Below are 24,884 nucleotides of genomic sequence, written 5' to 3'. Positions count from 1 at the left end.
ACTTTGTCTTAAATAAAAATTACATTCTCAGCAATTCTGTCGATCTACAATCTTTGGAAACCATTTAACCATGTTTGAAAATTCCGAAAATCATATCGACTACTCTTCAGCACAATTGAATAATACTTTAAATTATCTAGATAATAATTCGGTTAATCCTTGCCTACAGGATTGGAAAAATTTGGATTCACAGCAACTTTTGTCATTAGCAGGTGAGACTCTCATTGACGCATGGAAAAACCCCACCAATCCAAACCTAGCATTAATTTACGCAGCTGGGAGTATCTTCAAAAGCAACTTTGTAGAAGCATCTCAGATTGCCTTCGGAGATACCTTTGATATTCACAAAGCAGAAGCATTAGGTGTTGAGATATTCGGTGGACACTATGGTGTATTACCAGATGTACAATTTCTCTCTAATACTCAAATCAATGGTGCTTTCGGTGCATATGCAAAAAGTACCAACACCATCTACATTAACAGTGATTTTCTTACACAGAATTCAACAAACCCAAATGCTGTAGGTAAAGTTCTTGTTGAAGAACAAGGACACTTCCTCGATGCTTACGCCAACAGAGTTGACTCCCCTGGCGATGAAGGTGAGATATTAGCAGAATTGATTTCAGGTAACCAACTGAGTGCAGATAAGCTTAGTCAGCTTCGTCGTGAAGATGATACCAAAACCATTGTTGTTGATGGAAGCCGATTGCTAGTTGAACAATCAACCATAATACCCACAATTACCATCAGCGCCACAGATAATAATGCTGGCGAAACCTTAGCCACAGCAGTCGCAAACCCCGGTCAATTTACCCTGACTCGTACAGACAATATTGATTCAGCACTAACAGTCAATTACACAGTCGGTGGAACAGCAACCAATGGTACAGATTACAACGCACTCACCAACAGCGTCACCTTTGCAGCTGGTTCATCCACAGCCAATGTTAATATTATTCCCATTGATGATGTCCTCCTGGAAAACACCGAGACAGTAATACTCACCTTAGCAACTGGTACAGATTACAATTTGGGTACAGCCAAAGCTGCTACTGTTAACATTGTAGACAACGATAAACCGACAATTACTATCAGCGCCACAGATAACAATGCAGGTGAAACTTTAGCTGGACAATTAACAAACCCCGGTAGATTTACCCTGACTCGTACAGTTAATACGGCTTCAGCACTGACAGTCAATTACACAATTACCGGCACAGCAACTAATGGTACAGATTACAACTCCTTAACCAACAGCGTTACCTTTGCGGCGGGTTCATCCACAGCTTTTATTGATATCACTCCCATTGATGATTTGGAATTCGAGGGTAATGAAACAGTTGTACTCACCTTAGCAACTAGTACTAATTACAATTTGGGTACAGCTAAGACAGCTACACTCAACATTGTAGACAACGATAAACCGACAGTTACCATCAGCGCCACAGATAACAATGCAGGTGAAACCTTAACCACAGAAGTCGCAAACCCCGGTCAATTTACCCTGACGCGCACAGGGAATACAGCTTCAGCACTGACAGTCAATTACACAGTTGCGGGGACAGCAACCAATGGTACAGATTACAACGCACTCACCAATAGCGTCACCTTTGCAGCTGGTTCATCCACAGCCAATGTTGATATTATTCCCATTGATGATGTCGCTTTGGAAAACACTGAGACAGTGGTGGTGACCTTAGCAATCGGTGCGAATTACAATTTGGGTGCAGTCAATACTGATACTGTTAACATTGCAGACAACGATAAACCCACCATTTCTATCAGCGCCACAGATAACAATGCGGGTGAAACCTTAGCCACACAAGTCGCAAACCCCGGTCAATTTACTCTAACTCGCACAGGAAATATTAATTCCGCACTGACAGTTAATTACACAGTTGCGGGAACAGCAACCAATGGTACAGATTACAACGCACTCACCAACAGCGTCACCTTTGCAGCTGGTTCATCCACAGCAAACATTGATATTACTCTGATTGATGATTTGGAATTCGAGGGTAATGAAACCGTTGTCCTGAGTCTAGCAACTAGTGCGGATTACGATTTGGGTACAGTCAATACTGCTACAGCCAACATTGCTGATAACGATAAACCGACAATTACCATCAGCGCCACAGATAACAATGCTGGCGAAACCTCAGCCACAGCAGTCGCAAACCCCGGTCAATTTACCCTGACTCGTACAGGAAATACTGATTCGGCACTAACAGTAAATTACACAATTACGGGAACAGCAACCAATGGTACAGATTACAATGCACTCAGCAACAGCGTCACCTTTGCAGCTGGTTCATCCACAGCCAATGTTGATATTATTCCCATTGATGATGTCCTCCTGGAAAACACTGAGACAGTTGTACTCACCTTAGCAACTGCTACTGATTACATTTTGGGTACAGCTAAGGCTGCTACACTCAACATTGTCGATAACGATAAATCCACAATTACTATCAGCGCTACAGATAACAATGCTGGCGAAACCATCACTGGACAAACCGCAAACCCTGGTAGATTTACCCTGACTCGTACAGTCAATACGGCTTCAGCACTGACAGTCAATTACACAATTACCGGCACAGCAACTAATGGTACAGATTACAACTCCTTAACCAACAGCGTTACCTTTGCAGCTGGTTCATCCACAGCTTTTATTGATATCACTCCCATTGATGATTTGGAATTTGAGGGTAATGAAACAGTTGTACTCACCTTAGCAACTAGTACTAATTACAATTTGGGTACAGCTAAGACGGCTACACTCAACATTGTCGATAACGATAAACCGACAATTTCTATCAGCGCCACAGATGACAATGCTAGCGAAACCTTAACCACAGAAGTCGCAAACCCCGGTCAATTTACCCTGACGCGCACAGGAAATACGGCTTCAGCACTGACAGTCAATTACACAGTTGCGGGAACAGCAACCAATGGTACAGATTACAACCCATTAACCAACAGCGTCACCTTTGCGGCTGGTTCATCCACAGCAATAATTAATATTACTCCGATTGATGATCTCGCCAATGAAAACACTGAGACAGTAGTACTCACCTTAGCAACTGGTACAAACTACAATCTGGGTACAGCCAATACTGCGACTGTCAACATTGCAGATAACGATACGCCCACAGTTACCATCAGCGCTACAGATGACAATGCTGGGGAAACCTTAGCCACACAAGTTGCAAATCCCGGTCAATTTACCCTGACGCGCACAGGAAATATTGATTCAGCACTGACAGTCAATTACACAGTTGCGGGCACAGCAACCAATGCTACAGATTACAATCAATTAACCAATAGCGTCACCTTTGCGGCTGGTTCATCCACAGCAATTATTAATCTTGCTCCCATTGACGATCTCGAATTCGAGGGTAATGAAACAGTTGTACTGACCTTAGCAACTGATGCGAATTACAATTTGGGTACGGTGAATACGGCTAGTGTCAATATTGTAGACAACGATAAACCCACAATTACCATCAGCGCCACAGATAACAGTGCAGGTGAAACTTTAGCTGGACAATTAACAAACCCCGGTAAATTTACCCTGACTCGTACAGGAAATACTGATTCAGCACTGACAGTCAATTACACAATTACGGGAACAGCAACCAATGGTACAGATTACAATGCACTCAGCAACAGCGTCACCTTTGCAGCTGGTTCATCCACAGCCAATGTTGATATTATTCCCATTGATGATGTCCTCCTTGAAAACACTGAGACAGTTGTACTCACCTTAGCAACTGGTACTGATTACATTTTAGGTACAGCCAAAGCTGCTACTGTCAGCATTGTAGATAACGATAAACCCACAATTACCATCAGTGCCACAGATACCACTGCTGGCGAAACCTTAACTGGACAAACCGCAAATCCCGGTAGATTTACCCTAACCCGCACAGTCAATACGACTAACGCAGTCACAGTCTATTACACAGTCACGGGGACAGCAACCAATGGTACAGATTACAACTCTTTAACCAACAGTGTCACCTTTGCGGCTGGTTCATCCACAGCCAACATTGATATTAATCCCATTGATGATTTGGAATTCGAGGGTAGTGAAACAGTTGTCCTGACCTTAGCAACTGATGCGAATTACAATTTGGGTACAGTCAAGACTGCTACACTCAACATTGTAGACAACGATAAACCGACAGTTACCATCAGCGCCACAGATATTAATGCAGGTGAAACTCTAGCCGGACAAACGACAAACCCAGGTCAATTTACTTTTAGTCGTACCGGAGTTACGACACAAGCATTAACTGTGAATTATACGGTACAAGGAACAGGGACTAATGGTACTGATTACGATACATTAACTGGTTCTGTTATCATTCCTGTGGGACAAAGTAGCGTCACGCTTCCCATTAATGTTAAGGATGATTTAATCACTGAAGGTGATGAAACTATTGTTCTCAGTTTACAAGCGAATAATAGCTATGGTTTAGGAAATAACACTCAAGCTATTGTCCGAATTGCTGATAGTAATTTGGGAAATAATCTCAAATTTGATGGTGTGGATGATTATGTTAATGTCCCCGCTACAAGTTTTGGTGGTTCTGTGACAGTGGAAGCATGGGTTTATGTTGATCAACATCAACTTTGGTCACGGATTATTGACTTAGGGAATGGAGCCAATAATAACAATATTATCCTTGGGTATGTTGAAAATTCTGGTAAGATGTTCTGGGAAAGTTTCCAAGGAGCAAATACTCAAAAAATTATCACCAATGATGTATTCCCCACGCAACAATGGGTACATGTTGCTGCTGTTAATGATGGACAAGGGAACGGATACATTTATTGGAATGGAGAACTAAAAGCTTCAGGAAATGTTTTAGCTCCTTTAAATGTTACCCGAACTAATAACTATATAGGGCGCAGTAATTGGAGTGCTGATGCTTATCTTAAGGGACAGATAGATGATGTCAGAATTTGGAATACAGCCCGAACTCAAGCTGATATCAAAAATTATCTGAATCATGAATTAAATGGCAATGAAGCAGGATTAGTAGGTAATTGGAAATTCAATGAGAGCGCAGGAAATGTAGCTATTGATTCTAGTTTTGTCCAGCGCAATGGCACATTAGTAAATAATCCCACTTGGGTAAATCCAAATCAGGGTTTACCTGTTAATCCAAAACAATGGAATGTCAGTTTCATCAATCGGAACGATACAAATTATTCGGCCGTTAATAGTTACGACTTCAATCATCCTGTTGCCACTGTAAATTTGGGTTGGCAGAATGGATTTGTTTATGAATCTACACCGTTTGAAACGTTGACGGTTGATTCGAGAGCTAATGTTGCTCCTATTGGACAACCAAAAGTTAATTCTTCAGTCTTAGAAGCGGGTGTACGTTATCGAATTGAAGCATCTGGTAGTTGGAATCCAGCTACTAATTTAAGTGGATGGCAAGCAGATGCGCGTTTTTATAGTCAGAATAACTGGAGTAGCGTTGCAGGAGATTCAATACCACCAGATATAGGTTTATTCTCTGATCTGCTTGGTGGAGGAAATGACGACTTCTGGGGAGAATATCGAGCGGATCATGTTTATACTTATGAAGTTCTAGGAAATGGTCAACGAGTTGATTTCTACGTCAATGACAGTGATTATTTGAATAATCAAGGCTCATACACTGTCAAAATCTATCGTCAATCTGCTGCACAACCAACTGGTAATACTATCCTTTTGAATGCGAAATTTGGAGAAAGAAATCCAGCACCAAATGTTCAAAGCGATAACTTTGTAATGCAAGCGTGGACAACTACCCGTTTAGAAAACGGAAAAACCTATCAAGTTACTACTCAATCTGATGATGGTACACGCTTCTTTGTCAAGAATTTAGTGACAGGTGAGATCACCTATCTTGGTTCAGACTGGCGTATTCGTAGCGATCAAGAACCAAGTACGACATTATACTTTAATGTCAATCAAACTGGAGATTATGACTTCTATATTCAAGGTTATGACCATTTAGGATGGTCAGCCTTTAATGTCGAGTTAAAAGAAACTCCTGCAAACAGCAAACCCAATCATTTAGGTTTAGTTACCGACTTTAATAAAGACGGTACAAATGATATCCTGTGGCGGAATCTATCCAATGGAGAATTTGGTGCTTGGGCAATGAATGGCACTACAGGTAATTGGATAGATATTGATGATGGGTTTGATAAAAATGATGGAGCTTGGAATTTTGTAGGAACAGGAGATTTCAATAACGATGGTAACACGGATATTATTCAGCGTTATCATTGGGTAGGTTCTCCTGGTTATACTCGTATTTGGTTGATGAATGGTAATCAGCACGTTCAGACTATCGAGATTGAAGCAATAAATAGTAATGACTGGCATATTGCCGGAACAGGCGATTTTAACCAAGATGGTAATGTAGATATTCTCTTGCGTAACTATGTAACAGGTGCTAATCACGTTTGGATGATGCAAGGATATAACGTGATCAATCGAGTTGATTTAGACTCAATGGCTGATCTAAATCAACGCATCGTCGGAACAGGTGACTTTAACAGTGATGGCAAGATTGATATTCTCTGGCGTAATGCAGCTACAGGGGATAATTCCATTTGGTTGATGAATGGTGTAAATCGTACTAGTATCGCCACCATTGAGAAAGTTGCCGATCTCAACTGGCATATTATGGGCGCAGGAGATTTTAACAATGATGCTAAATCTGATATTATCTGGCGTAATTATGCCAATGGTCAAAACGTCGTCTGGTTGATGAATGGTACTACCCACACCAGCGATTTGGATATTCAAGATACAGCCGATCGCAATTGGACTATTGTTGGTAAATCCGATCCTGTTGGCATTTGGACAGCCGAATATTTTGGTAATAAAGATTTGTCAGGTACGCCTACCTATGCTGAAGGTTTTACCGATGTCACTGGTAATTTTAGTCGGAACTGGGGTTCAGGTGCGCCTCCCAATACTCCTGTTGATGCCTTTTCAGCACGATTCAAAAGTGAACGTTATTTAGCTGCGGGACTCTATAAAATTAATCTGAGTTCAGATGATGGAGTCAGGGTTTGGATTGGCAATGAATTAATTATTGATCAGTGGGTAGATCAAACTGTTAATTTATCAGATTATTTCACATCCTCTGGTGGTTATTATCCCGTTACCATTGAATACAAAGAAAATGGAGGAGCCGCTCAACTAAATTATGAAATTGTCAAGTATCAACCCTATGACAACTTTGGCAATCCTGATGGCATAGTTAACTCATGGAATGCCACCTTTTTCCACTGGAATGGGCAAGGAAATCCAATTATGGATGATGCTCATAAAATTGGCACAGTGAACCTAGGTGGAAATGTCCGTGGTGATGGACAATGGGGGATGAATTCACAAAATTGGGGTAGTGGTTCACCTGCGCCCAATGTTCCTACTGATTTCTTTGCGATGCACGCTTATACTCGCAAGAACTTAGAAGCAGGACATACCTATGAAGTTTGGGTACGTTCAGATGATGGTTATCAAATATTTGCTCATAAACTGGGCGGTGGTGCGTTTAATATTACTCCTGATGCTTTAAATGGTGTATGGCAACCTGGTGCTTATGGTAATGCGGTGAAGTGGACATTTGTTGCACCAGAATCAGGCACATTTGACTTCAAGATTAATATGTTTGAAAGTGTCGGAGATGCTTATGTCGATTTGGTGTTGAAAGATGTGACAGCACCAGCTTATAGTCCTATGCTCACAACTCAGGGAGCGCAATATTTTAAAGATCGTCCTCAGTTTTATACAACTGGAAACATATTTGCCCAATCAGGCTATGGATCAAGCCTTGTGAATGCTACTGGTTCAACAGAAGGAAATTGTACTTGGTACGCTTATGGTCGTGTCAAAGAATTGGGTGGCAGTACTGCTGCACTTAATTCGATGTCTGGTAATGCTAATCAGTGGCATAATCAGCTTTCCAATGGAGCAACCATTGTAAGTAGCAATGATGTACAATTTGGTGACATTGCACAATGGACAAGATGGTATACAGATTCTAGTGGTGTCCAGCGTCAAATGAATCATGTGGCTGTGGTTGAGCGTGTATATATTGATGGCTCTGGTGTAAAAAGAGTTGTAGTTTCAGAGTCTCACTATAGTACAAATTATGATGGTGGAGGATCTGGGACACTACATCGTATTTTTGACTACCTTGCAACTAATCCTGATAGGTATATTAGAGTCCCTAGAGCTTAATGCTTAAAGGTTAGGTGACATAGGGAGAAAACGCGCGATCGCTCTTGTATCCTGAATAAATGTAAGGGTTTAGCATTGCTAAACCCCTACCCCTATCCTGTGGTTTTGGGTCATAGAATTTAAAGAGCGATCGCCAAAGTAATTACCCAGAGTGCGATCGCTTTCCCATTCTCATACATATTCAAGTGCGATCGCCTCTGTAATTACCCAGAGTGCGTTGGCGCAGCCTGCCGCAGGCATCGCTCTTTTGTGGTTGTAGATGAAAGTGCGTTGGCGCAGCCCGCCGCAGGCATCGCTCTTTATGAATCAGTTAAAATTAAATCAATCGTTCTCTCGCTCTCGGAACATATTAATTATGAGATGGGAAGAAGTTTGTGAAAATAAAAATTTACAAGATTTACCCTTCAAAATCGAATTAAATAAATGGGGTCAAATTGTCATGAGTCCCGTAAAAATTAAACATTCTTTTTACCAAGGGAGAATCCAACGTTTATTAGAATCTCTACTGAATACCGGAGAAGTTATGCCAGAATGCGCTATAGATACGTCAGATGGGGTTAAAGTTGCTGATGTTGTTTGGTGTTCAGAGGAACGATTTACGCAAATTGAAAATGAAGTTTCAGCGTCGATTGCACCAGAAATCTGTGTAGAAGTTAAATCCAGTGGTAACAGTTTGGAAGAAATGGAATTTAAACAAAAATTATATTTAGAAGCTAAAGCTATAGAAGTATGGTTATGTAATGAACAAGGTGAAATGAAATTCTATAATGAACAAGGTGAATTAGAACAATCTTTATTAGTCCCTAAATTTCCTAAGCAAATTCAACGGTAAGTAATTAATCTGAGTGCTATTGCGTTAGTCTAACAACAAGGCGCTACAGGTCTATGGTTTTTTAATGTCATAGATTATGAAGTGCGTTAGCGCAGCCCAACCCAGGCATCGCCAAAATAACTACCCAAAGTGCGATGTCTAACGACAAGCCGCTACGCATTTACGCTGTTTCATTGTCTTATTTCAAAGAGCGCAATTTCATAGTACGATCGCTCGTCTATCGTCAATGAATTTAGGGGTAAAGCGCATTGCTAAACCCCAACCTATATGCTGAGGTTTTGGGTTATAGAATTTAAAGAGCGATCGCCTTTATGACTACCCACAGTGCGTTGGCGCAGCCCCCACAGGCATCGCTTTGTTAGCACTCCAATAAATTAAATCCTTTGTCGTCTCTCAACTTTCGGTCAAATGTTGCTGTCGTGGTACAACCAGATTGTTGAGCAACTGCACCAATCAAATAGTGGGAAAAATCTGCGCTTCCTTGCTTAAAACGCTGTAATGCTTGATAAACTACAGAGCGATTTTCTAACTCAAAAACTGCACATTGCAGCATCATCTCTATAGTCTCACTGATTTCTTCTCTACTAAATTGATAAGGCTTACCGCGCAAAACCCAAACTAATTCACACAGAACTATATTAGCAATAAAACACTGCTCTTTTCCTTCAATAATCTCAACAGCTTGCTCCCACTGCTGCTCATTATCTTTTGTCAGGTAGCGCACTAAAATATTTGTATCAACCCCAATCACTTACACCTTCTCTGATTGCTGTTTCCATTTCCTCTAAAGTGGCGCTTTTCATCCCTGGACGATGTAAAATCCCTGATAAGTTTTGAACAGGGATATTCAAGGGAATAAGTGTCACAATCCCATTTTCATCAATCACAAAATCAACCTTGCTACCTGTGTCTAAATTTAGGTAATCTCTAATTTCTTTAGGAATAGTTACTTGTCCTTTCGTCGTGATGGTTGCAGTAGTCATTACTTAAACTCCTTACTTGAGTTCCTTACTTCATCGTAACATGGAATGAAGGAAGCATAGATATTATCTGATGGATATGATGGGAGAGCGATTGCCAAAGTAACTACCCACAGTGCGTTGGCACAGCCCGCCTCAGGCATCGCTCTTTCGCTGAAAATACTAAAAGCGATCGCTTATTCTAAGGATAGGTATAGCCATTAATCTGAACCCCACCATAGAGACCTGGTGTTGGGCGAGGAAGAGAAATGCGAGATTGGGGTAGTTGAGTACCATAATTACCATATACTGCGGGAGTTGAGGGGTTGACAACACCAGGTATTGAAGTTGGCGCAGAATATGGTGAAATATTGTTGCTGACAGCAGAAGTAACAGTTGGTGTCACTGTTGTTGCTGGTATTCCATTAGGTAATGGCTGACTATTGTTGAAGTTAGGGTAAGAATTTTGGTTTGTTGCAGTTGGTTGAGTGTAACTTGTGACCGTATTTAAGTTATTGTTAGGCGCTACATTTTGAGTGGGTAAGCTATTAGTTGATGGCATCGTTGCTCCGTTATATGAAGCAGCCCCCATAATATTTGTCTGGTTAGAAGAATTTTGGTTTATTGATGCTACTCCAGTATCAGAACTAGTCCCCATAATGTTTGTGGGGCTAGAAACTGTAGTATTGAAATCAGAAATATTCTGGTTTGATGATTGATTGATAGCAGCTTCTAAGGGACTGATATTAGCAGAATTTTGAGTTTTCTTGCTTTGATTTGCTAATCCTATTCCTGAGTTAACAATGGGTGTTGTTGCAGTTTCTATTTCTGCTGAGGAATTAGTTGAAGATTTAGTATCTAACAATGGGCTATTACTATAACCCGATCGCAATAAATTGTCTGCTTGTACCACAAAGGGGTTGTTATCCTTAAAAGTAGATGTGCCATTAACTGTTCCCAAGCTAGGATTTGATTTGGCAACATTGGTAGCAGAGGGTTGTTGGCTAATAACATCATCAAATAAGCTTTGGTTGTTCTTGGCGTGGGAATTTTCTTCAGGTATACTTAATCCGGCTGCCAAATTTGCTTGTTCTATGTCTTGAGTCAGGACTGGTAAATTATCAATATCTGCGATCGCAGCTCTGTCTTCAATTGAAAGTGAGGATTCAGTAACCTTGGGGGAATTAGCTTCTTGATTCTGCTGTTGAGTAAACACATCTGGATCTGACAGAAATTCCCACGTTACCAGCCCCAGCACAGATAAAATAATTGCTGTCACCCAAAAGCTAGGTCGCCCTAAATTCAATAGTCTGGCTTTAAGATAACGTAAGTAGGCGGGGGGATAATGAAGATTTGACATAGGTTTGGGTATGAGGAATTTACTTAGAGGTGATAATAAGTTACGTAATTTCCGAATACAGAGATGACTAAAAAGTTTCTGCTGAGAAAAATTTTCAAATAAAATTTAAGGTTGATTTCATCCTAACTGCTCAATCTTCATGAGTCATTAGTGATGGACAATTATTAGTGAAAAATTTACTTTTTGCTAATTAGTTTATTGTGTATGGCTTTGCTGGGGGAATAAGATAACTATTTTTCAGCGATGGTCACTTTGGATATCATCAGGAATTGAAAGCTAGTCTAAGTTTATGGTTGTAGCTATTTTCTAGTTACTCAACTGTGCGTTGCCATTGTCGATATGCCTATAAAGGCGCTGCCAGCCTTGTTCTTGCATCGCATAGTATTATTTACCAGGAGACTACAGCAATGATGAAAGCTGAAGATATCATGACCAAGAACGTAGTGACCATTCGTGGTTCAGCGACTGTTGCTGAAGCGGTGGGACTAATGAAGGAAAAAGGATTGCGTGCTTTGGTTGTGGATCGTCGTCATGAGCATGATGCCTATGGCATAGTCACTGAAACGGATATTGTCTATAAGGTAACAGCCTACGGTAAAGACCCAAAGCAAGTACGAATTTACGAAATCATGAGCAAGCCTTGCATTGTCGTCAATCCTGAGTTGAGTGTGGAATATGTAGCGCGGTTGTTTGCTAATACTGGGATTCGTAGGGCACCTGTGATTAAAGGTAAGCTGTTAGGGATTATTTCAGTGACCGATATTTTGACAAAAAGCGACTTTGTTGAGGCTCCCAAAAGCTTACTGCTAGACGAGAGAATTCAAAAAGCGATCGCACAAGCCCGTGCTATTTGTACCGAACAAGGAGCCTATTCTAAAGCCTGCGCCGCCGCTTGGGATGAAGTTGAAGAACTCCAAGCAGAAGCAGCCCATCAAAAAGCTGAAGGTATGGAGTCAGCCAAACTCTCTTTTGAAGAATACTGTAAAGACAACCCAGAAGCCCCGGAATGTCGGCAGTATAGTTCTTGAGGGATGAGGGAATGGGGGCAGGGGGGCAGGGGGGGCAGGGGGGACAAGGAGGACAAGGGGGACAAATGCCCCATGCCCAATGCCCCATGCCCAATGCCCAATGCCCAATGCCCTTTATCTTTGCGCCACTCGCATCAATAAAAATAGCCCTGTTCCCAAGCCGATAAAGTTAGGTAGCCACGCCCCCATAAAGGGAGAGAGGATATTCGCCTGTCCTAAGGCTCCAGTAATAAAGCTGAGGAAGTAATATGAGAAAATGACAATGACACTAATCCCAAAACTTGTGCCGCGTCCAGTGCGCTGGGGTATGCTTCCCATCGCTGCGCCTACTAAGCCAAACACTACACAGACAAATGGTAAGGCGATTTTTTGTTGAATTCGGACTTCCAGTTTACGGATTTTTTGGCGATCGCCACCGAGACGTTCTACAGCTAGTTGTTCTATGGCTTCGGAAATATTCATCTCGCCGTAGTCGCGGCTTTTTTCTGCCAAACTTAATGCTGTGCGGGGAAGGCGCAGTTGTTGGTGTTCAAATCGCAGAATGTTGCGATAGGAGCGATCGGGCGATACTAAATAGATGGTGCCGTTATAAAAATCCCAAACGTTTTGTGATGCGTTCCATTGCCCTGATTCTGCTACGACAATTTGATTGAGATTTTTTTCCGAACGGTCAATAATTGTCAAACCTGTCATACGCTTACCATCAAATTGGTCAGCGTAAAACAAGCGTGTCAATATTCTATTTGTCGTCCCATCCTCCCCCTTGACATCTCGATATTCCGGATAGAAAATGTTTTGTTGTTTTAAAATTGGTTTATCTGACTTTAAGGCGTTGTTTAAAGTCATATTTGCTTGATAACTTGCAGCTGGTGCTATATGCTCGTTAAACACAAATGTCAGCCCTGTGACGACTAAACTTAACATCACAGCAGTAAAAACCATCCGATAAACACTTACCCCACAGCCCCGCAGGGCAATGAGTTCACTCTCGCTAGAAAGACGACTGTAAGTCATCAAAGTAGCTAACAAAGTGGACATAGGAAAGGCTAAAACAATGAAAGTTGGCAGTTTTAAAACAAAAACTTGCAGCGCAATATCTATCGGTAGCCCAGATTCTACGATTTTTCTGACTAAGTCAAATACGGCATCAATTGTCACCCCAATTGATGAAAAAGCTCCCACCCCAAATAAAAACGGCGGTAGTAATTCGCTGGTTAGGTAGCGATCCATGATCGTAAAAGGCATCAGCGAATTGAGGGTGTAATAAGATGTGAGCTTTTTTGTAATCATACACTAACTTAAAAAGTAAATATCTAGAACCCAGACACAGCCAAACCTTGAAAGTAAATTTAATCAGGAAAATAAATTATCAGTCGCTGGAAATAAAGATAAAACCTCTGGATTAAATGGTAATAATAAAGGTGTAACAATCTCCAGAGAAATTATTAATTAATCAATTTGGTTTTAAACTTGGAAATTATCGCCTAAGTAATATTGACGCACTAGCGGGTTATTATAAAGTTCATTGGCATTACCAAAAGCGAGAATTTGTCCCTCGCGCATGATATAGGCGCGATCAGTAATAGCCAAAGTTTCGCGGACATTGTGATCTGTTATTAAGATACCCATACCGCGATCGCGAAGTCGCGCTACAATCTGTTGAATCTCCGAAACTGCAATTGGATCGACTCCAGCAAATGGTTCATCCAAAAGTAAAAATTTTGGCCCTTCTCTACCAGAAGCTAAAGCTCTAGCTAATTCCGTCCGGCGGCGTTCACCACCAGAAAGTTGAATTCCTTTACTGTTAGCTACTTTTTCCAAACGAAACTCCCGCAGTAAATTTTGGGTTCGCCCTGACCATTCCCACTGTGGTACATTGGTTTGCTCTAGTACTAAGAGTATGTTATCGCGTACCGAAAGCTGGCGAAAAACACTTGCTTCCTGCGCTAGATAGCCAATACCCAACCTTGCCCGCTTGTGCATTGGCATTGCGGTAATATCGAGATTATCTAGCCAGACTTTTCCCTGATTGGGTTTTTCTAACCCTGTGGCGATATAAAAGGTTGTCGTTTTACCTGCGCCATTCGGCCCTAATAAACCAACAACTTCTCCTTGAGCTACAGAAAGGTTAACACGATTGACAATCTGCCGCTTACCGTAAGATTTGTGGATATTCTCCAAAATAATTTTCACTTTCTTGATGCCCCTCTCTGTTACTGCTAATTAGAACCTTTGAGATCTGGTGTCTTTGGGGCAGGTTTTGCAGATTGTCCGCCAAGTTCTCCATCCTGTACCATATAAATAGACTCTACCTGACGGTTAGATTCGGGCAAAGCCACAAATCGTCCTTCGTCAATCAGATAAGTTACTTTCTCTGCGCGGATACTATTGCCGCCCTGTTGCAAAATATAGACATTCCCACTAAAATCAATCCGGCGTTCCTTGCTAAAATATTGTGCTTGAGTAGCTGTTGCCTGAATCTGGCGTGCCGGATATAACATTTGCACATTGCCGCGAGCAGTTACCACTTGGCTTTTGGCATCATATTCTTGGACATCCGAGCGAATTGTCAAAGGGCGATTTCCCCCAGATGTTTGTGCCGTAACACTTTGCACTTGGGGAGGAATCACCATTGCACCCAAGAGAGTCACTGGTAACACCAAGCTTAAGGCACAGCGACGTATTTGCGCTTTGGTCAATCGATAGGAGGACATCATAGCAATTTACAATTTAGAATTTCAGCTTGTATTTTAATTATCTCAACTACTCTATCCAAACGTGAAAAATCCCATCTGGACTAATTTCAGATAAATACTGATGCTATAGACGCTTATCCCCACCTCAAGGTTTCGCATCAGTTCGTAGTCAGGACTTTAGTCGGTGAATTTTTAAGCACGCTTTGTGCTTACTACGAACTGATTGTGCCTAATTACATCGAACCCAAAACCACACCCCAGAAATAATCCTCGAAATGGCCTTTACCCTTGTCGATGTAATATTTTTTTGCCCAAGAGTAGACATCCATGCTGAAACGTCCAGTATCTTTTGACCACAATAAACCTCTTTTAATTGAGATATTCCCCAGTATGGTGATCCAATGATTCGGGTAAGGCAAAAATGGCTGATTACCAGTGTCAAGTAAACCATCAGCAGTAATTAAAGCAAAAGCTACACCACCAGAGGCGATCGCTTGTGTCGCTGTATTCAAAGCTTCAGTTTCACCATATATATATGTATGGATGTACTTGACTTGGCGATAGTTTAAAACTTCCTGTGTCCAGCCTTTCATTTCCCAAGATTTAGTCATACCAGCTAAATTGCGGAGAATATCCGGTGCATCTGGTTCCACAGGAAAAATCAGATTTTCCGATTCTCGTAATGTTGCCAAAACCATCCAATCTGCTTGACTCATCCTTAGTCTACCTTGAGAGCGCCGCAGCCTCTCAGTTGCTTGAATGCGTTTAGTTTGTCCTGCAAAACCCCCAGTTTCAAACAGACTGCGGCAAATTTGCACATATCTGAGTGGTTGTTTGCGAATCAGTTCAAACAAAATTGATGCAGGGCCACAAAATGGTTGTCCCCCCTGATTAACTTGAAAAGGATCGTTGAGGCGGATTTTAATTTCCGCCAGCACTTGCTTTTTATCCAAATTTGCCCACACACTGGGGGAATTGGATTTTTCAAAGTCTGCAAGGGCGGCAATAATTGATGTATCTAAAGGTTGGGAAGTCATAATTTTTTGTGCAAAATAGGTTATTGGTTAGTAATTTTCGGAGAATTTGGATAAAAATTATACCGTAAATTTTGATTTATTCACGCAACTTAGTGAGCAAGAAGGCGATCGCTTAAAATCAGGTTTTGCAGACAAATCCCAAAAACTCGCACATTGTACAGGTGAATTACTCTTGAGTAATTTCCACAGGTTGAGATGATGCAAATTTGCAATCAAAGGTTGTATTTGCGATCGCGAGTAGAACACAATAGCCCAAAGCTGACTAGATAATTTACTTTTTTGTCTTCCCGAAGCCGTTTTTCATCTATTTTTCATCTAATTTCAGTCTCATCATTTTTTTGTACCTTTTTTTACTGCATCCAACTCACATTAAATTCATCACAATTTAGGTAATCACGCTATAGCCACGCTTCAACTTAACTTGTCATGATGTATTTGATAGATATTTTAGCCAATTTAATTGCATATAAACTTCGCTAAATCATGCTTTAAATAAAGTATGAAATACTCAGTCATAGATTGACTTTGGCAAGTTTAATGTTTCAGAAATTCTGTTTATTTTCAATATTCCGAACTAACTGAACTATGTTTGACAATCCTGAAGTTAACATCAATTCTTCGTTGCCAGAATTAGATAATAATTCGCTAAATCCTTTACAAGCTGATTGGCAAGGATTCAGTTCACAGCAACTTTTATCATTAGCCGGTGAGACTCTCATCCAAGCATGGCAAAACGAAATTAACCCAACCAACGCATTATTTTACGCTGCTGGGAGTATTTTTAAAACTAACTTTGCTGAAGTAGCTCAGATTGCTTTCGGAGAATCTTTTGATGTTAATAAAGCAGCAGCATTAGGTGCTGAGATATTGAGTGAAAGCTATGGTGTATTGCCAGATGTGCAATTTCTCTCTAATGCTCAGATGAATGGTGCTTTAGGTGCATATGCTAAAGATACAAACACCATATATATTAATAGTGTTTTTCTCGCGCAGAATGCAGATAACCCAACCGCTATAGGCAAAGTCCTTGTAGAAGAAGAAGGACACTTTTTAGATGCTTACGCTAATTCTATTGACTCCCCTGGCGATGAAGGTGAGATATTAGCTGAATTGATTTCAGGTAACCAACTGAGTGCAGAGCAGATTATTAAGCTTCGTGCTGAAGATGATACGACAACAATTTTTATTGATGGACACTCATTGGTAGTTGAACAGTCAACTCTCATACCCACAATTACCATCAGCGCCACAGATAACAATGCAGGTGAAACCTTAGCCACACAAACAACAAATCCCGGTCAATTTACTCTGACACGCACAGGAAATACGGCTTCTGCACTAACAGTAAATTACACAATTGCAGGGACAGCAACCAATGGTACAGATTACAACAAATTAACCAACAGCGTTACCTTTGCGGCTGGTTCAGCCACAGCTTTAATTAATCTTACTCCCATTGATGATGTCGCATTTGAGGGGAATGAGACAGTTATACTCTCCTTAGCAACGGCTACAAATTACAATTTGGGTACGGTGAATACTGCTACTGTCAACATTGCAGACAACGATAAACCCACAATTACCATCAGCGCCACAGATAACAATGCTGGCGAAACCTTAGCCCCACAAACAACAAATCCCGGTCAATTTACTCTGACACGCACAGGAAATACGGCTTCTGCACTAACAGTAAATTACACAATTGGAGGGACAGCAACCAATGGTACAGATTACAACAAATTAACCAACAGCGTTACCTTTGCGGCTGGTTCAGCCACAGCTTTAATTAATCTTACTCCCATTGATGATGTCGCATTTGAGGGGAATGAGACAGTTATACTCTCCTTAGCAACGGCTACAAATTACAATTTGGGTACGGTGAATACTGCTACTGTCAACATTGCAGACAACGATAAACCCACAATTACCATCAGCGCCACAGATAACAATGCTGGCGAAACCTTAGCCCCACAAACAACAAATCCCGGTCAATTTACTCTGACACGCACAGGAAATACGGCTTCTGCACTAACAGTAAATTACACAATTGCAGGGACAGCAACCAATGGTACAGATTACAACAAATTAACCAACAGCGTTACCTTTGCGGCTGGTTCAGCCACAGCTTTAATTAATCTTACTCCCATTGATGATGTCGCATTTGAGGGGAATGAGACAGTTATACTCTCCTTAGCAACGGCTACAAATTACAATTTGGGTACAGCCAAGACTGCTACTGTCAACATTGCAGACAACGATAAAACCACAATTACCATCAGCGCCACAGATAACAATGCTGGTGAAACCTTAGCTGCACAAACAACAAACCCCGGTCAATTTACTCTGACACGCACAGGAAATACGGCTTCTGCACTAACAGTAAATTACACAATTGCAGGGACAGCAACCAATGGTACAGATTACAACAAATTAACCAACAGCGTTACCTTTGCGGCTGGTTCAGCCACAGCTTTAATTAATCTTACTCCCATTGATGATGTCGCATTGGAGGACGGTGAGACAGTTGTACTCACATTAGCAACTAGTGCGAATTACAATTTGGGTACGGTGAATACTGCTACTGTCAATATTGCAGATAACGATACACCTACAATTACCATCAGCGCCACAGATAGCAATGCTGAAGAAATCTTAGTCGGACAACCGACAAATCCTGGTCAATTTACCCTGACTCGCATCGGAAATACGGCTTCAGCAGTGACAGTAAATTACACAATTGCAGGGACAGCAATTAATGGCACAGATTACAACAAATTAACCAACAGCGTCACCTTTGCGGCGGGTTCATCCACAGCATTAATTAATATTAATAGCATAGACGATCCCGAATTTGAGGGGAATGAGACAGTTGTACTCTCCTTAGCAACTGGTACAAATTACAAGTTGGGTACGTTAAATACTGCTACTGTCAACATTGTAGACAACAACGATAAACCGACAATTTCCATTAGCGCCACAGATAGCGATGCTGGCGAAATCTTAGCTGGACAACCGACAAATCCTGGTCAATTTACCCTCAACCGCACAGGAAATACGGCTTCTGTACTAACAGTAAATTACACAATTGCAGGGACAGCAATTAATGGTACAGATTACAATAAATTAACCAACAGCATCACCTTTGCGGCTGGTTCATCCACAGCGTTAATTAACATTACTCCTATTGATGATGGGGAATTCGAGGGAAATGAGACAGTTGTACTCAACTTAGCAACTGGTACGAATTACAATTTGGGTACGGTGAATACTTCTACTGTCAATATTGCAGATAACGATAAACCCACAGTTACCATCAGCGCCACAGATATTAATGCAGGTGAAACTCTAGCCGGACAACCGACAAACCCCGGTCAATTTACTTTTAGTCGTACCGGAATTACGACACAAGCATTAACAGTTAATTATACGGTACAAGGAACAGCAACTAATGGTACTGATTACGATACCTTAAGTGGTTATGTTGTAATTCCTGTGGGACAAAGTAGCGTCACGCTTCCCATTAATGTTAAGGATGATTTAATCACTGAAGGTGATGAAACTATTGTTCTCAGTTTACAAGCGAATAATAGCTATGGCTTAGGAAATAACACTGAGGCTATTGTCCGAATTGCTGATAGTAATTTGGGAGGAAATGTCAAATTTGATGGTGTGGATGATTATCTTAGTATCTCCCTGGATGAGCCAGAAACAGAAATTACCCATGAGTTTCGCTTTAAAACCAGCGATCCAAATGCAGGATTATTTGCTGTAGTTGATGGTGACTTAGGCGCTGGTGGACACGATCGCCATATTTACTTAACAGGCGGAAATATTAAGGCGCGTCTTTGGAACACAGAAGAAATTCAGAGTAAGGGATTATATTTAGCAGACGGAAATTGGCATCACGTAGCTTATACTATTGGCGCTGCTATTGGTGGACAAAAATTATATATTGATGGTCAATTAGTAGCTTCTGGCAGTAAGACTAAATCTGATTTTGATTGGCAAAAAAAGATTAATATTGGCTTCTCAAATGATGCAGTCAATAAATACCTCAACGGCAATATAGACGAGGTTCGCATTTGGAATAAAACACGTAATTTAGATGAAATTCGTGGTTACATGAATCACGAATTAAACGGTAATGAAACTGGATTAATTGGCTATTGGAAGTTAAATGATGCAACTGGAAATATTGCTGTTGATTCTAGCAGTGCTAAACGAAATGCAGAATTGCGCAATAATCCGACTTGGGTAAATCCAAATCTAAGTCTACCTTCTAATCTTAATCAATGGAATGTCAGCTTCATTAATCGCAATTCTAGCAATGTAGCTGATTACAACAGCTATGATTTTACCCGTCCCGATGCAACTGTCAAACTTGACAGATTTAACCTAAATAGCAACCTCAAATTTGATGGTGTGGATGATTATGTCAATATTTCCGCTACAAGTTTTGGTGGTGCTGTAACCGTTGAAGCATGGGTTTATGTGGATAAACATCAAGGTTGGTCACGCATTATCGACTTGGGTAATGGAGCCAATAATAACAATATCATCCTTGGGTATGTAGAAAATTCCGGTAAGATGTTCTGGGAAACTTACCAGGGAGCAAATACTCAAAAACTGATCACCAATGATATATTCCCAGAAAAACAATGGGTTCATGTTGCTGCGGTTAATGACGGACAGGGGAAAGGATACATTTATTGGAATGGAGAATTAAAAGCATCAGGTAATGTTTTCGCTCCCTTAAATGTTACCCGTAGTACGTCTTATATCGGGCGTAGTAATTGGAGTGCAGATGCATATTTCAACGGCAAAATGGATGATGTTCGCATCTGGAATGCGGTACGAACTCAAGCGGATATTCAGACTTATCTGAACCGCGAATTAAATGGTAATGAAGCGGGATTAATTCGCTACTGGACATTAAATGAAACAACAGGAAATATTGCTGTTGATTCCAGTATTAATAAACAAAATGGAGAATTACGCAATAATCCCATTAGGATTACTAACAATTCAGTTGCGCTAAAAGTTAACTATGGAGAAGGAAGTCCAGCAGCAAATGTGCAAAGCGATTACTTTGCAATGCAAGCGTGGACAACTACCCGTTTAGATGCTGGTAAGATTTACCAAGTTACTACTCAGTCGGATGATGGGACTCGCTTTTTCCTGAAAAATGTAGCTAATGGTCAGATCACTAACATTGCTGGAGATTGGCGGATTAGGAATGTTGGTGAATCTGCAAGTACCTATTTCTTCAATGTGGCGCAGTCTGGTGACTACGATTTTTACGTTCAGTATTACGAAAATTTGGGTGGTGCAGCAGTTAATGTCGATGTAAAAGAAGCACCAACTAATATTCAGTTTGATAGCTCTCAGGGTATCTTTATTGATCAGAATAGTTCCTATCGTGCTGAATATTACAACAATATCTCTCTTAGTGGAACACCTACTTTCACTCAAAACGAGAGTAATATTAACCACGATTGGGGATTAGGTAGTCCCGCCACTGGTATAGGTGCTGATAACTTCTCTGTGCGCTGGACAGGTAAAAACTATTTCCAAGGGGGACTATATAATTTAATCAGTCAAGCTGATGATGGAATTCGCATTTTTGTTGATGGAGTCAAGGTATTAGATAAATGGGTTGATCAACCCTATATTCGCAATGATTCTTATGTACAAATTTCTCCTGGAGAACATCAGGTTGTAGTTGAATATTTTGAGCATGGTGGCAATGCTATTCATAATTTGCGTTGGGAACGCTTAAGAGATTTAAATGATTGGCAAACGGGTGTTTTGCCGATTAATACGTTCCAAGCAGAGTATTTCAATAACCGTTCTTTGAGTGGTAATCCTAGTTTTAAACAGGTTGAAGATCGAATTTACCATCAATGGGGAACGGGTGGCCCTGGTAATGGCGTAGCAAATGATAATTTCTCAGCGCGTTGGACAGGATTATACAATTTTGCAGCAGGATCTTATTTCTTCCGTGCCATTGCTGATGATGGTGTCCGTTTATGGATTGATGACAATTTAGTAATTGATGCTTGGAAGGATCAAGGCGCAACAAATTATGGATTTAATCGTTTTTTGAGTGACGGATTACATCGAATTAAAGTTGAATATTACGAAAATGGTGCAGATGCTATTACTAATGTTTGGTGGGAGCAAAGCACCCAAACTGGACAATGGAATGCTGAATATTTCAACAACCGTGATTTAAGTGGTAATCCTACTTTTACCCGTGCCGAAGGCGAAAGTATTACTCCAATCAAAGCACTTAGTAATAATATCGTTTCTCAGCCTTTATACAATGAATTAGGCAGCAAAATTGATTACTTTTGGGGTGTAGGTGGGCCTGGTAATGGTGTAGGAAATGATGGCTTCTCCGCGCGTTGGGCAGGAGTTTTCCAGTTCGATGAAGGTAACTATTTATTCCGCGCTAATGCAGACGATGGAATCAGAATTTGGGTAGACGATCAGCTGGTTGTGAATGGATGGAAGGATCAGGGTTTTGCTGCCTATGGGGCTAATCGTTATCTCACCGCAGGACAACATAAGGTGAAGGTGGAATACTACGAAAATGGTGGGGATGCTGCTGTTAAAACATGGTGGGAAAAGGTTGGTGCAACAGGACTATGGACTGGTCAATATTTCAATAATACCGATTTAAGTGGAACTCCTGTATTTACTAACCCTGCTGAAGCAAGTCTTAGATATGATTGGGGTTCAGGTAGTCCAGGAAATGGTGTGAATAATGATAATTTCTCGGCACGTTGGATAGGGGTATTTAATTTTGAAGAGGATAATTATCGCTTCAGTAATAGTGTCGATGATGGAATGAAAATTTGGATTGACGATCAATTAATCCACGATACTTGGAATGGTCGAAATGCGGTTAATTATAGTGTGGATCGGTTCTTAACGAAAGGCGATCACAAGATTCAAGTTGAATATCGAGAATTTGGTGGTTTAGCTATTTCCAAAATCTGGTGGGATCGGATTGTTCAAGCCCCTGTTTATACGCCTCCTGCATTACCAGCCCCAACTCCAGTACGCGATACTTACACAGTAAAACCCAATGATACGCTTTGGGGTATTGCACAAAGCTACTACGGCGATGGAAGTAAATGGACTCAGATTCAACGGGCGGATGGATCTACCTATACCTCTGAACAAGCAAAGTATTTACAAATTGGTGCAGTAGTTTATATCCCGAAAGGAACTAGCACCCCTGCTTTACCTAATCGTATTTCTTACACAGTACAACCCAATGATACGCTTTGGGGTATTGCTCAAAGTTTCTTAGGGGATGGTACGCGCTGGACAACAATTCAACGGGGGGATGGTTCAACCTATACTTCTGAACAAGCACGGTATTTACAAATTGGTGCAGTAGTTTATATTCCCCAAGCGAATACAGAGAATACTGCAAGTGTCAGCCCCGTGGCAAACCTGCCAAGTTATATTATCAAATCGGGTGACACACTTTGGGATATTGCTTCTCAATATATGGGAAGTGGTGCAAAATGGACTTCGATTTTAAAAGCTAATGGTACAAGCTTTACGGAAGCAGAAGCCAGAAGGCTACAAATTGGTACGATAGTTTATTTCCCACCCAATACTAATACTAGTAAACCAGTTGGCGCTTCTCCTGTTGTCAATTTACCCAGTTATGTAATTCAGTCCGGTGACACCCTTTGGGATGTTGCACAGCGTTATTTGGGTAATGGTACTCGCTGGACTTCGATTTTGAAGCAAAATGGTACGCAGTTTAGTGATGCAGAAGCGCGACAATTACAAGCGGGTACTGTAGTTTATTTCCCTGCGGGTACGGATACTTCTCGTCCGATTGTTTCTAATCCTTCAACTCCTAGGATCAATAATCCTGTTGATAATCCTTCTGTGAATCCACCTATACAAGAGCCGATTAGTGGTAATCCAGGTAGTGGTAATCCCGATAAAGGTTATTACAATGGAGATTCTACTCCTTATAATCAAGTCGCGAATTTTATTGAGAGAGCTAAACAAGGTTATGAGTCTGAGAAACCTTGGGATTTAGACTTTATTAAAAAAGCTCGATTAAGCGGACTTAAGATTTCTTTATATGGACTGGCAAATACTTGGGATAGTTGGGGTTGGGATGATGCAGCTCAATTACTTCGCCATTTTTTGGATAACAATGGTGACACATGGTATGCAAACGCTGGCTCAAGTGTCTCAATAGATGAATTAATTCGGGAATCTGGAAACTTTAGAGAAATTCTATTTCAGAATGCTATTAAAGATGCAGTTCAAAGAAGTAAGTCTTATATTGCATCAGATTATTCTGGTGGAAATCTAGAACAACAATGGGGAAATGCGGTAGGACACTTTGATCTGTGGGATGATGGAGGAAATTGGTCTGAAGCTCTTGGAGGTTTTAGTTACAGATATAGTGCAGGATTTACAAAGGTTTCTTCCAATATAATCAGTATCAACGTGAAATTTTACGTTGCTGACATATATGATTTTGAGAACGATTCATGGGCAGGTTGGATTTTAGAAGCAATCAACGAACTTCATAAAGCAGGCTATGCAAAAAACTTTGCTGTATCTGGTGAATCTCGTGAATATACATGGCTTTATTCAATCGATAGTGGATTCCTAGATAGTATAGGTGGTGTTTGGAATGACACTTTCGTTTAATTTTTTCAT

At 40.9% G+C, this 24,884-nt stretch carries 11 protein-coding genes; 4 read left to right on the top strand and 7 right to left on the bottom strand.

Going from position 1 to position 24,884, the window contains the following annotated elements; all coding sequences use genetic code 11:
- Positions 1-70 precede the first annotated feature (70 nt).
- Together AACU32_RS01095 and AACU32_RS01090 are read left to right on the top strand one after the other, a co-directional pair.
- Complete coding sequence (locus AACU32_RS01095; RefSeq protein WP_096597032.1) at positions 71-8,263, top strand: Calx-beta domain-containing protein; 8,193 nt, start codon at positions 71-73, stop codon at positions 8,261-8,263.
- Positions 8,264-8,618: 355 nt separating this feature from the next.
- Positions 8,619-9,095 carry a Uma2 family endonuclease gene (locus tag AACU32_RS01090; RefSeq protein ID WP_096597030.1) on the top strand — a complete coding sequence of 159 codons (477 nt, stop codon included), beginning with the start codon at positions 8,619-8,621 and terminating at the stop codon, positions 9,093-9,095.
- 358 nt (positions 9,096-9,453) lie between these two features.
- Here AACU32_RS01090 and AACU32_RS01085 read toward each other — a convergent pair whose 3' ends face one another.
- The 3 genes from AACU32_RS01085 to AACU32_RS01075 form a co-directional block, all read right to left on the bottom strand.
- Positions 9,454-9,846, bottom strand: a complete 393-nt coding sequence (locus AACU32_RS01085; RefSeq protein ID WP_096597028.1) for a PIN domain-containing protein — start codon at positions 9,844-9,846, stop codon at positions 9,454-9,456.
- A complete protein-coding gene (locus tag AACU32_RS01080) occupies positions 9,833-10,078 on the bottom strand; it encodes an AbrB/MazE/SpoVT family DNA-binding domain-containing protein (RefSeq protein WP_096597026.1) in 246 nt (81 codons plus the stop codon). Before AACU32_RS01080 ends, AACU32_RS01085 begins: the two co-directional genes overlap by 14 nt.
- Positions 10,079-10,256: 178 nt before the next feature.
- Positions 10,257-11,414: a hypothetical protein gene (locus AACU32_RS01075; protein WP_096597024.1), complete on the bottom strand. Its 1,158-nt coding sequence runs from the start codon at positions 11,412-11,414 to the stop codon at positions 10,257-10,259.
- A 407-nt stretch (positions 11,415-11,821) separates the two neighbouring features.
- On the opposite strand from AACU32_RS01075, the gene AACU32_RS01070 reads away from it, so the two are divergent.
- Positions 11,822-12,442: a CP12 domain-containing protein gene (locus AACU32_RS01070; RefSeq protein WP_339377393.1), complete on the top strand. Its 621-nt coding sequence runs from the start codon at positions 11,822-11,824 to the stop codon at positions 12,440-12,442.
- Between the two features lie 114 nt (positions 12,443-12,556).
- On the opposite strand, the gene AACU32_RS01065 is transcribed toward AACU32_RS01070, so the two are convergent.
- From AACU32_RS01065 to AACU32_RS01050, 4 genes are all read right to left on the bottom strand, one after another.
- Entirely contained in the window at positions 12,557-13,732 is a 1,176-nt protein-coding gene (locus AACU32_RS01065; RefSeq protein WP_339377391.1) for an LptF/LptG family permease, read from the bottom strand.
- Positions 13,733-13,906: 174 nt separating this feature from the next.
- Positions 13,907-14,635 (bottom strand): LPS export ABC transporter ATP-binding protein, encoded by a 729-nt coding sequence (lptB, locus tag AACU32_RS01060; RefSeq protein WP_096597022.1) that lies wholly within the window; start codon positions 14,633-14,635, stop codon positions 13,907-13,909.
- A 26-nt stretch (positions 14,636-14,661) separates the two neighbouring features.
- Positions 14,662-15,159, bottom strand: coding sequence for an LptA/OstA family protein (locus AACU32_RS01055; protein WP_096597020.1), 498 nt, complete (start codon positions 15,157-15,159; stop codon positions 14,662-14,664).
- A 212-nt stretch (positions 15,160-15,371) separates the two neighbouring features.
- The gene (locus tag AACU32_RS01050; protein WP_096597018.1) at positions 15,372-16,175 is read right to left on the bottom strand and encodes a hypothetical protein; all 804 of its coding nucleotides are present in this window, start codon (positions 16,173-16,175) and stop codon (positions 15,372-15,374) included.
- Positions 16,176-16,760: 585 nt separating this feature from the next.
- Here AACU32_RS01050 and AACU32_RS01045 point away from each other — a divergent pair.
- Complete coding sequence (locus AACU32_RS01045; RefSeq protein ID WP_096597016.1) at positions 16,761-24,875, top strand: Calx-beta domain-containing protein; 8,115 nt, start codon at positions 16,761-16,763, stop codon at positions 24,873-24,875.
- Positions 24,876-24,884 lie beyond the last annotated feature (9 nt).

Origin of the sequence: Calothrix sp. NIES-2100 (assembly GCF_963875285.1) — a bacterium.
In the GTDB taxonomy this organism is placed as follows: domain Bacteria; phylum Cyanobacteriota; class Cyanobacteriia; order Cyanobacteriales; family Nostocaceae; genus Aulosira.
Note: the sequence above shows the minus strand (reverse complement) of the source record. Positions and strands in the feature narration are given on the sequence as shown.